A 10,679-nucleotide genomic window follows, 5' to 3' on the forward strand; every position below is an offset into this window, starting at 1 on the left:
TCGCACATCCCGCCACGCCCAGGCACAGGACACCTGGGCTTCACCCCTTCTCTCCTCCGGACTATCACCGTCGGCCTGCGATTTACACGCAATCGGGCCTGGATGCGCCGCAAATTTCCAGGCTTCGCGGGCTTAAGTGATCCGAGGGCTTACTCGAGGTCACCTTTACCGCCGGTGGGGAGTTGCACCCCGCCCTGAAGGAATTTGGGTCAGTCTGACCCGAATTCAGTCTATTCACAAAGCTGAGGCTTGCAAAGTGAAGCAAACTGGATTCTGATGGAGAGGTGCACCTGGAACTAACGAGCCTGCTGGCCCTGGCCGATGAGAGGGTACTGACGCGAGGAAAGGAACGCTTTATGAGCGGGGCGGTTATCGAAGCGGCCCGGAGCCGAGGGCGCATACAGGCACGGGTTGCGGGCAGTGCGCCCTTTCCCTACCGGGTCGAAATCAACCTGACCAGGGGCGAGTGGCGCTGTTCGTGCCCCTATGCCTGGGGGCCGGTGTGCAAACACGTGGCAGCAGTGGCGTTCGCGGCCCTGGAAGCACCTGAAATCTTTATCAGGAGAAAGCTTGGCAGAAGCGTACCGCTGAACATGCAGCCCCTGCGAGAACTGTCCGACGACGAACTGCTGCGCTTTTTATGGCAACTCTCCGAGGAGCGCCCGGAGCTTCTGCACGAATTCGCTTACAATTTACTGCAACGCTACGAGTGATTCCGGCTCCAGGCAGTTGTTGCGAGTCCACCCGGTGAGCGAAGAGTCTACCCTGTCCGAACCATTTGCATCTGTTGAATAACTTTGCCCTGAGCTGCGCACCAGGGTGGCAGCGACGACCCGGTTGCTTGTTCCCGCCAACTCGCGGTTCGCATTGCGGTAAGCGCAACGGAACAGGTTCGAAGTACTCCGCTACTTTCTTCTGTAGCGCAGCACGTAACCCTCGAGCCAGGCCACCAGCCCATACAGGGTGATCCCCAGCAGTACCGTCACGGCGACCGCCGAGAAGGAGCTGGCATAGTTAAAGTTGCGTTGCTCGGTCTGAGCCAGGTGCCCCAGCCCACCACCGCCCAGCACAAACTCTGCCACCACTGCCCCAATCAGGGCCAGCGAGACCGTCAGGCGCAGGCCCCCCAGAATCACCGGAAGCGCACCAGGAAACTCGAGCTTGCTAAACACCCCCCAGGCACTGGCCCCAATGCTCTGGAAGACCTCGCGGTAGATCCGGTCAACCTCCCGCACCCCCACCATGCTCGAGACCATTACCGGAAAAATTGAGATCAGAGCGGCTATGGTCACTTTGGAGCCCAGCCCATAGCCAAACCAGATAATCAGGAGCGGGGCCACGATGATGGTCGGGATGGCCTGGAAAGCCACGATGAAGGGGGAGAGCAGGCGCTCGAGCGAGCGTTTACGTCCCATCGCATAACCTATCGGCAGGCCGATGGCCAGCGAAGTGAGGATGCCCAGCCCAGCGGTTCGCAGGGTGAGCAGCGCGTTCTGGGCAAGCATCCCGGCGTTTTGGCCCAGCGCTTCCCAGACGGCCAGCGGTGCGGGTACAAACACTGGAACCCGGTAAGCCATGATCCCCCAGGCCACAAAAAACAGGGCCAGTAGACCCAGCACCCCCACCATCTCCCAGGGTGGGCGCAGGGGTCTGGGTGGGGGTTCGATGAAGGTGGAGTCCGCCACGCCCAGCTGTTCGCGCAGGTCGGCCTCGAGACCCTGGGTAAAAGCGGTTATGCGCCCCTCGTTGCGGGTGTCCAGAATCGCTTCAATCTTGCCGCCGGTCAGCACCACCACCCGGTCGGCCAGGTATACAGCCTCGCGGATGCTGTGGGTGACAAAGAGAATTGTTTTACCGGTGCGCTCGTGGAGTTGCTTGAGCTCGAGGTTGAAGCGCTCGCGCACCAGAGCGTCCAGGGCTGCAAAAGGCTCGTCCATCAGCAGCACCTCGGCATCCTGGGCCAGCGCCCTGGCGATGGCCACCCGGGCTTTCATGCCACCGGAAAGCTGGTGCGGGTAGAGCTTCAGATAGGGCTTCATTCCCAGGTGGGTTTCGATCCTGCCGCGCCCGGTGAGTTCGATGGGCAGCTCAATATTCTGCTCAACAGTGCGCCAGGGCAACAGCCGATAATCCTGAAAAACCATGGCGGGCTGACCCACCACTTCCACCGTGCCGGACTGGGCTTTTAGCAGCCCGGCCACCACCCGTAGCAGGGTGCTCTTACCCCCGCCCGACGGCCCGATGATGGCAATAAACTCGCCCCTTCCGACCTCCAGATCCACCCCTTTGAGCACTTCCCTTCCCTCAAACTTCACCGAAACCCCCGCAAGCCGGATGGCCGCAGGGGCTTCGGTAGCCTGGGCTGGGGTCGGTATGGGGCGACTCATGTCTTTTAGCATAACGCCCACACACTGGCGCAGTGCATTCGGAAATCCAATGGCGGAAGGCCAGGTCTTTGGCGAGGGATAAGTATGGTGAAATCTGCTCTAAATCGCGTCGCTCGAGCGATCCGTCAGTATTTTTGCCAGCATGGCTCCCGCCAAAAGTATCCACATGGTCAGGTAAAAGCCCGCCAGAATCAACAAAAATCCTGCAATGGGGCCGTAAATCAGCTCGTACTGGGTTCGGGGCAGGAGCAAGGGTAAGCCCAGGCGCACGCCCTGCCAGGCCAGCGCGGCTATGGTCGAAGCAGTCAGTGCGGCCAGCACCTTCGGGGTAGGAAGAGGCAGCAGGATGTAGGTCAGGAAGAAGAGCAGCAGTGCGCCAAGAATTGGAACCACCACCTCCACTCCCCCACGCAGAAAGCCCAGCTCCGCCGGCAGGTAGCGCAGCAAAAAGCCCATCGCCAGGCCCAGCAGGGTCAACAGAATCAGGGCCAGCCCAAGCAGCAGGGGGAAGAGCAGACCCAGTATTCGTCCTCGCATCACCCTGAGCAGGTGAATTCCCTGCCTGAACCGTTTTCCAGGACTGGGGCCGGGGTCGTTATTATCCCTGGCGATGCTGACAGGTTTGTCCGGCTGAGACACGCTTCCGAAGATGATGCCCAGGGCATAGGCCAGTGCGGCGAAAAAATTGCTGCTGGCCCACAGCAAAATCAGCAGGCTGGCAAAAGTGAGGGGGAAGGCTCCCCGGGTCAAAAAGTTCACAACCGTCTGGGCAATCTCGGGCTGGGTAGGGAAGAGTACCACCACCAGCTCGATAAGTCGCACCAGCACAGCATTGCGAAGCTCATCGTTGCCCGAAAGAACAAAGCCAAAGATGCCCGCCAGCAAGATTAGCAGCGGCATCAGGCTAAAAAGGGCATAATAGGCCAGAGCAGCCGAGAAGAACGGGATGTGTGAGGTGGTGTATAGCCGGTAGAGCTGGCTGAGGAATTTCGCCATGGCCTCAGTCCCGCACCTGCCCCTGGCCCAGGGCCACAAACTTGGTGGTGGTAAGCTCCTTCACACCCATGGGGCCATAGGCGTGCAGCTTGCTGGTGGAGATGCCAATTTCGGCTCCCAGACCCAGCTGAAAACCATCGTTGAAGCGGGGCGAGGCGTTAACCAGCACCAGCGAAGCATCCACCTCGCGCATGAAGCGCATTGCGTGGGCGTAATGGTTGGTACAGATGGTCTCGGTATGGTTGGAGCCGTACCGGGCGATGTGCTCCAGGGCCTGATCCAGCGAGTCCACCACTTTCACGGTCAGGATCAAATCCAGGTACTCGGTCTGCCAGTCCTCCCCGCTGGCAGCCGGGATGCGGATGACCTGGCGGGTTCGCTCATCGCCGCGAAGCTCAACCGTGGCCGTGTCCATTGCTCGAGCCAGTAAGGGCAAAAATTGCTCGGCAACCGCAACATGCACCAGGACTTTCTCGAGGCTGTTGCAGGTGCTGGGACGCTGGGTTTTGCCGTTCAGCGCAATTTGTACAGCACTCTCCAGATCGGCAGTCTCGTCCACAAACAGATGGTTGACCCCCTCGGCATGGGCCAGCACCGGCATCCGGGCCTCACGTTGCACGAGTTCAATCAGTTCCTTGCCGCCTCTGGGGATGATCAAGTCGAGTAAGCCGGAGAGGTGGCACATCTCCACAATCGCGCCCCGGTCGGTGGTAGGAACGAGCTGGATGGCTTCCTGAGGTAGACCGGCCTCGAGCAAAGCCTCTTGAAGCAGCTGCAAGAGCGCGTGGTTAGACTGCCAGGCTTCTTTGCCACCGCGCAACAGGAGGGCATTCCCGGCCTTGAGGCTGAGGGCACTGGCTTCTACGGTGGCGTTGGGGCGCGACTCGTAGATGAAGCCAATCACCCCCAGCGGAATGCGCATTCGCCCCACCTGCAGGCCGTTGGGCCGGACTTGCAGGCCCTCGATCTCGCCAATGGGGTCGGGCATGGCCGCGACCTGTTGAAGGCCGGTGATCAGGTCTTGTAATACCGGGTCGGAAAGGCGTAGCCGGTCGAGCCGGGCGCTGGAGAGTCCAGCGGCCTGTGCGGCCTCCAGATCCTGGCGGTTGGCGGCGTAGAGGGCTTCTTTATGGGTCTGGAGTTTGTGGGCCATGGCCAGCAGGGCGGCGTTCTTGGCCCTGGGAGATGCCGCTGCCAGGATGCGGGCGGCCTGTTTACTGTAAAGAGCCAGGGTCTTTAGTTCAGGTATCGCTACCATATCCACCTCGATCCAGTCTGGGAAATTGGTATGTGGGCGTACGGGGTAGTTCAGCCGCCGATTAGAGCAATTTTACTTCTCCACGATTTCCGAGACCAGGGCAAAATGGTCGCGGTGGATGGCCTCGTCGGTGTTTTTGTAGCCCAGTACAGCCTCGATCTCCCGGGTCTTGCGGCCCTTTATTCTTCCTAGCTCGGAGGCTGTGTAGTTCACCAGGCCAATCCCGATTAGATGACCCTCTCTATCCAGACAGTTTACGGCCTCGCCCACCCCAAAACTGCCGCGCACCTCGAGGATGCCCGCCGGGAGCAACGAAGCCCCGCCCTGCCGCAGCGCCTGGGCCGCGCCCTGGTCTACCACGACCTCCCCCTGTGGCTTGGGAAGCTGGTACAGCCAGAGTTTTTGTCCGCTGTAGCGGCGGTTGCCGCCGGAGAACAGCGTGCCAATCGGCTCGCCGCGCAGAGCTTCGGCAATGCTTTGGGGCCTGGTTCCAGGTAGCAGCAGGGTGGGAATTCCGGCGGCCTGAGCTTTCTCGGCTGCCAGCAGCTTGCTGCGCATCCCGCCGGTTCCAACCTGGTTGGGCGAGTCCCCGGCCATCTTCAACACCCCAGTATCCACCCGCTCCACATACTGGATAGGCCGGGCCTGTGGGTGGGTGCGGGGGTCAGCGTCGTAGAGGGCCTCGATGTCGGAGAGCAGTATCAACAGGTCGGCCCCCACCAGCGAGGCCATCAGGGCCGAAAGCTGGTCGTTGTCGCCAAACTTGATCTCGTCCACCATCACGGTGTCGTTCTCGTTGATGATGGGCACGATGCCCCATTCCAGCAGGGTCTCGAGGGTCTGCCGGGCGTTGAGGTAGCGGTGGCGATGGGCCAGGTCTTCAGCGGTGAGCAAAATTTGGGCCACCTTGAGGTCGTACCAGCCAAAGGCCTGCTCCCACAAGTACATCAGGGTGGGCTGCCCCACCGCCGCGATGGCTTGCTTGCCGGGCATGGTGGTGGGCCGCTTCTTGAATCCTAGCTTGCCCAGGCCCGTGGCCATGGCACCGGAGGAGACCAAAACCACCTGACGCCCCTCGGCCCGCAGGGCAGCAATCTGAGCAGCGATCGCAAGCTGCTGCTGTCGGCCATTAGCCCCGCTCAACACGGCACTTCCCACCTTGACCACGATGCGGCGGTGGGTTTGGGCAGTCAGAGGAACGCGGCCTTTCATCTCTTGCGTAATCGTAACGCTTCTTGGGCTTTTTCTCACTCAACGAATGCATCTGTCGTGGTGACATAAGGGAATTATGCGTGCCTGGAGTATGCTGGCGTTGCTGGTTTTGGCTTCCTGCAATCCCTCCCCGTCGGCTCCTGCCCCCGGTGTGCCCTCGGTCTTGGGTGAGGTTACGATCCGCAGGATCGAGTGGGGCCAGAGTGTACTCAGAGCCGATTTGCGCCTGGTGTCCGGTAAACCTGCCCTTTTGCGGGTGCACCTTATCGGCGACCGTGCGGGCCTTCCCGGAACAATCAGGGGTGAGGTGTTTCGGGGCTCGAGCCGGCTGGGGGCTTTAGAGTTCGGGGGTCCCTCGACCCTCCCTACCTCCATCAATACCGCCGACTTATCCCAGACCTACCGGGCCACGGTTCCCTCCAACTGGGTAGTAGCCGGGATGGAGGTTCGGCTGATGGCCGACCCTGACAATCAGATTGGAGAAAGCAACGAGACCGACAACCGCGAGACTTTGAGGCCAGCGGTGGGTGCGGGCACGGTGCTGCCCTTAACCCTGGTTCCGGTGCTGCAGCCTGGGCAGACCAGCCAGCCTACCCTTCCGGGTGTGGACATGCTTCGGGAGATGCTTCCCGTACGCGATGTGCAGGCCCAGACCCGTGCGCCATTTAGCTATGGCAGTACCCTCACCAACGCAAGCAGTGACTGGAGCAGTCTGCTCAGCGCCCTCCGCAGTCTTCGCACCAGCGACGGAAGCAGCCGCTACTACTACGGGGTAGTGCGGGTGAGCTATAGCAGCGGCATCGCCGGGATTGGCTATGTTGGCTTTCCGGTCAGTGCGGGATGGGACTTTAGCAGCTCCGCCGCCCGGATCATGGTGCATGAGATCGGGCACAACCTGGGGCAGGGACACGCGCCATGCAATGTGGCCGGCGACCCAGGGTTCCCCTACCCCGACGGATCGATCGGCACCTGGGGCTACAGCCTGGCCAGCGGAACGCTGTTCAATCCTGCCCAGTACAAAGACGTGATGAGCTACTGCACCCCGCAATGGATCTCCGATTTTATGTACCAGAGGATGCAGTCTTTCCTCGAGACCCGCCCCCCCAGCACTCAGGCCCAGAACCTGGGGGTGCCCCAGGAGGTGCTGCTGCTAAGCGGGCGCATTCGCGATGGTCTGGTCGAACTTAATCCCATCCTAAAGTTGCAAGCCGTGCCCGAACTGCCCCGGCCTGGGGCGTATCGTTTGCGGCTGGATGCGGCAGGGGGGGTGGTGGATGTTTCTTTCCAGACCGAGCGCGTCCTTGCCCCCCACGGCCCAGGTCAGCCACCCTCAGAGTCCTGGTCGGAAGAACATTTTAGCTTTAGCCTGCCCAACCCTGGGGTGGTACAGGGCCTGGAAATCACCCTGGCGGGCCGTCAGATTTTCCAGCGCACGGCAGAGTTGCGGGTGCAGAGCCAGGGTGCATCCCACGTGGGCCTGCTCGAGCGGGGCGACACTATTATTCTCTCCTGGATCAATAGCGCGTATCCCTACGCTTCGGTGGCGCATCTGGGCAGACAGCGCACCACCTTAGGGTTGTGGCTTCAGGGCGGTGGGGCCACGCTCTCGACGGAGGGATTGGAGGCCGGGGGTCGTCTGGAAGTGGTGCTTTCGGACGGAGTTAACGCTATCCGGCAGGAATTCGGGCGCTAATGCGGAGGGTAAGGGCTCCAGTCCGCCCAGTTTGTCCGGGAGATAATTAAGTCGAGGTTGCCTGGCAGACGAGTCTGCCAGGCTCGAGCACGAGTATTGAAGCGTTCACCCAGACCGAACCAGTCGGTCTTCGAAGGTGCTTGTAGCCTAGGCAAGTTCTGTGGAAGGACTACGTATCAGTGCCGATGAATCCCCTCAGGGTGTTTCTGAAAACTCCACTAAAGACCTATACAAAGTTACGCGATTACACTCGAGTAACCCGGGTTTAATGTCTGCCTAATCCAAAATTTCTAGACTTTAAACTGATTGCGGAAGGGCCTGGGCAGGGATGTGGTAGACCGCGTTATTTTGCAATGAAAGTGATTCGCTACATCTCTGGTTGGGGTGTTTATTGGCTCGAGCCCTGATAAAGCGATGAGAGAACGGTATGCGAGGAGAATGCTATGCACAGGAGTAGGGTGGGTCTGTTGTTAAAAACGCTGGTTCTGGCGGGGCTGTTTGTCTTGTCTTCGCAAAGCAATGCGTTATCCTCAAGCCCGCTTCAAGCAAGCCAGAGCGCGTTAATTGAGTGGCAGGGCCTATACACATCCGGGCCGGTCTTGAACCCGATACCCGCTTCTGGCGCAGCGCCTACTCCGACCCGAAGGATTGCACAGATTCTGGCTAACCCGGTCTACGACCAGCGGGTGGTTGTGCGGGTGCGCGTTACCTTTCACCTCGAGGGCAACGAGTACCTGGTATCCGATTCCAGTGGGCAGATACTGGCCGATGCTGATCACCCCCATCTGTACACCTTGCGCCTGCCCATCGGAGCGATGGTGACGATGGAAGCCGAAGTGGATATTTACCGGGGCCGCCCCGAACTCGACATTCTGCGGGTCTGGCTGCCCAACCATACGGTGATTGTGATTCCCAGAGTTGTGGAGTAGTGTCCAGGACTTCTTGTAAAAGCTGCAGATAGCCAGTGGCCAGGTTGGGTACAACAACCTGGCCAACAGCGGTATTTTCGCTCTGTAGCCTTGTCCAGACCTACCCAACCAGTGCTTCCAGCTCGTCTACCATGCTCTTCAGCACCCCAAAACCGCGTTCGATGGGCTCGAGGCGGTTCATGTCTATTCCTGCAATCTTGAGCGCATCCAGCGGATAGACCGAGTCGCCCGCTTTCAGAAAGTCCATATAACGCCTGGCAGCGGGCTCGCCTTGCTCCAACACATCCGTTGCCAGGGCATTGGCGGCAGCAATTCCGGTAGCGTACTGATAGACATAGAACGGACTATACAGGTGAGAGAAGTTCATCCAGCCCGCGCCCAGCCGTTCTTTATCCAGCTCCACCTCACCGCCGTACCCCTCGGCAAACAGTTCGGCCAGGCGCTCAATCAGGAATGGGGCTGTGATGGCCCCGCCCTTTTCTATGCGTTGATACAGCTCGAGTTCAAAGCGGGCCAGGGTGGGCATCACAAACAGATAGCGGTGGAAGTTGCCAAAAGCTTCTTCCAGCACCGCGAGCCGGTACTCGGGTGTCTGCGCCTCCCGTAGCAGCATCGCCCGCACCATGGCCTGATTAAAGTTGGAGGCCACCTCGGCCACAAACAGGCTGTAGCGGGCATAGATGATGGGCTGGGTCTGCCGGGTGAAGTAGCTGTGCATGGAGTGGCCGAGTTCGTGGGCCAGGGTACTCTGGGAGAAGAGGTCGTCCGACCAGCTCATGAAGATGTAGGGGAAGGTGCCTTTGAGGCCGGATGAGTAGGCTCCCGCCCGTTTGCCCTGGTTCTGCCCCCAGTCCACCCAGCGTTCCTCAAACAGACCCTTGCGCATGGGCTGTACGTACTCGGGCCCCAGCGGTTCCATGCCCCGGCAGATGGTCTCGGCGGCCTGCCAGAAGCCAATCCTGGGGCTGGTTCCCAGGGGGGCGGGCGAGTCGTAGATGGGCGCATCGTAGCTATGAATCTTGCCCCCCATGGCTTTTTTGCGGATGCGCCAGAAACGGCGCCAGGTGGACAGGTGGGTTTGGAAAGTAGCGATCAGGTTGTCGTAGACCGTTTTGGGAATGTTGTCGCCACAGGTGCGGCTCACGGCCAGGGCCATCTCGAGGCTGCTGGGGTAGCCCCTGGTGCGGGCCTGAAAAGCGAAGCCCTTGATACTGCCCTGCAGGGTAGAGGCCAGCGTGTTCTTGAAAGCCAGGTGTCCATCGGCATACGACTCCCAGGCGGCCTTCCGCACCTTGGGACTATGGTCCACCAGAAGCTCCCCCACGCTGGTGTGCGAGACCGGAAGCTCTGAACCTTCATGTAAAACCGGCCTGAACTGCATGTCGGCGTTGGTCGCAGCCGAGGCCGACGCGCTATGCCCCCCCAGGGGGTCGGAGACGGCAGCCAGCACGGCCTCTACCTCGCTGCTGCGCAGGTGGGGCTTGCGGATTTGCAGCCCGTCGAAGTAATGCCGGTAGACAGCCAGGCCGGGCTCCTGTTGCATGAAAAGCTCGAGTTTCTCTGGCTCTATGGCCAGCAGTTCCGGCTCGAGATAGGCTCCAGCCGCCGCCAGCCGCGCTACTGCGCCACGGGCTTCGCTCAGCATGCTGGTAAAGGTGGCGTTGGTGCCCTCGGTGGAGAGTTGCAGTGAGGCATACTGGGCAACCTTCATGGCGGCCAGCATCCGGGTCTCGAGGGTTTGCAAGGCTTGCAGCATTAGCCCGGGCGACTCGTATAGTCGTCCGGCAAAAGGCTTCACTTCTTCGATGGAAGCGATGACGTTTTCCAGCGCTGTGCGCCACTCGACTTGCGAGGCAAAGAGGGCCTCGAGGTTCCAGGTTTGTTCTGTGGGTAGTTCGGATCGTTTGGGCAGGTGGCTCATCCCGGCTATTCTATCCCCGAACTGACCTGTGGGTCAGGTGGATGGCTCGGCCAGGAAATCCCTGAACCAGTACCCAGAGTCCTTCATGGTGCGCTGCTGGGAGGGATAGTCCACATAGACCAGCCCGAACCGGGGCCGGTAACCCTCGGCCCACTCGAAGTTGTCCAGTAGGCTCCAGACCAGGTAGCCGTCTACCGGCACCCCTTCCTGCCTGGCCCTTAAAACCTGGGCTAAGTTGTCTTGTATATAACGCAAGCGTCTGGGGTCGTGAACCCGGCCATCC

General features: G+C 60.4%; 9 protein-coding genes and 1 riboswitch. Of the genes, 3 read left to right on the forward strand and 6 right to left on the reverse strand.

The features are described from left to right. Positions 1 to 40: 40 nt before the first annotated feature. Positions 41 to 206: riboswitch (FMN riboswitch) on the reverse strand. A gap of 78 nt (positions 207 to 284) precedes the next feature. Then, positions 285 to 713: an SWIM zinc finger family protein gene (locus tag Q0288_RS06460; protein WP_299428898.1), complete on the forward strand. Its 429-nt coding sequence runs from the start codon at positions 285 to 287 to the stop codon at positions 711 to 713. A gap of 192 nt (positions 714 to 905) precedes the next feature. On the opposite strand, the gene Q0288_RS06465 is transcribed toward Q0288_RS06460, so the two are convergent. The 4 genes from Q0288_RS06465 to proB all read right to left on the reverse strand — a co-directional run bounded on the left by Q0288_RS06465 (position 906) and on the right by proB (position 5,853). Beyond that, the gene (locus Q0288_RS06465; protein ID WP_299428900.1) at positions 906 to 2,387 is read right to left on the reverse strand and encodes an ABC transporter permease subunit; all 1,482 of its coding nucleotides are present in this window, start codon (positions 2,385 to 2,387) and stop codon (positions 906 to 908) included. A gap of 99 nt (positions 2,388 to 2,486) precedes the next feature. Further along, a complete protein-coding gene (locus tag Q0288_RS06470) occupies positions 2,487 to 3,383 on the reverse strand; it encodes a YhjD/YihY/BrkB family envelope integrity protein (RefSeq protein ID WP_299428902.1) in 897 nt (298 codons plus the stop codon). A 4-nt stretch (positions 3,384 to 3,387) separates the two neighbouring features. Then, positions 3,388 to 4,641, reverse strand: coding sequence for a glutamate-5-semialdehyde dehydrogenase (locus tag Q0288_RS06475; protein WP_299428904.1), 1,254 nt, complete (start codon positions 4,639 to 4,641; stop codon positions 3,388 to 3,390). Positions 4,642 to 4,713: 72 nt separating this feature from the next. Further along, positions 4,714 to 5,853 (reverse strand): glutamate 5-kinase, encoded by a 1,140-nt coding sequence (gene proB / locus Q0288_RS06480; RefSeq protein ID WP_299428906.1) that lies wholly within the window; start codon positions 5,851 to 5,853, stop codon positions 4,714 to 4,716. A gap of 76 nt (positions 5,854 to 5,929) precedes the next feature. On the opposite strand from proB, the gene Q0288_RS06485 reads away from it, so the two are divergent. Both Q0288_RS06485 and Q0288_RS06490 read left to right on the forward strand, forming a co-directional pair. After that, complete coding sequence (locus tag Q0288_RS06485) at positions 5,930 to 7,546, forward strand: M66 family metalloprotease (RefSeq protein WP_299428908.1); 1,617 nt, start codon at positions 5,930 to 5,932, stop codon at positions 7,544 to 7,546. Positions 7,547 to 8,145: 599 nt separating this feature from the next. After that, entirely contained in the window at positions 8,146 to 8,475 is a 330-nt protein-coding gene (locus Q0288_RS06490; RefSeq protein ID WP_299428910.1) for a hypothetical protein, read from the forward strand. Between the two features lie 100 nt (positions 8,476 to 8,575). On the opposite strand, the gene pepF is transcribed toward Q0288_RS06490, so the two are convergent. Next, on the reverse strand, positions 8,576 to 10,396 hold the full coding sequence (gene pepF / locus Q0288_RS06495) for an oligoendopeptidase F (RefSeq protein ID WP_299428912.1): 1,821 nt from the start codon (positions 10,394 to 10,396) through the stop codon (positions 8,576 to 8,578). A gap of 33 nt (positions 10,397 to 10,429) precedes the next feature. After that, positions 10,430 to 10,679: family 1 glycosylhydrolase (locus tag Q0288_RS06500; protein WP_299428914.1), on the reverse strand; the 250-nt coding region annotated here is incomplete at its 5' end.

Source organism: uncultured Meiothermus sp. (genome assembly GCF_937863175.1).
GTDB lineage: Bacteria > Deinococcota > Deinococci > Deinococcales > Thermaceae > Meiothermus.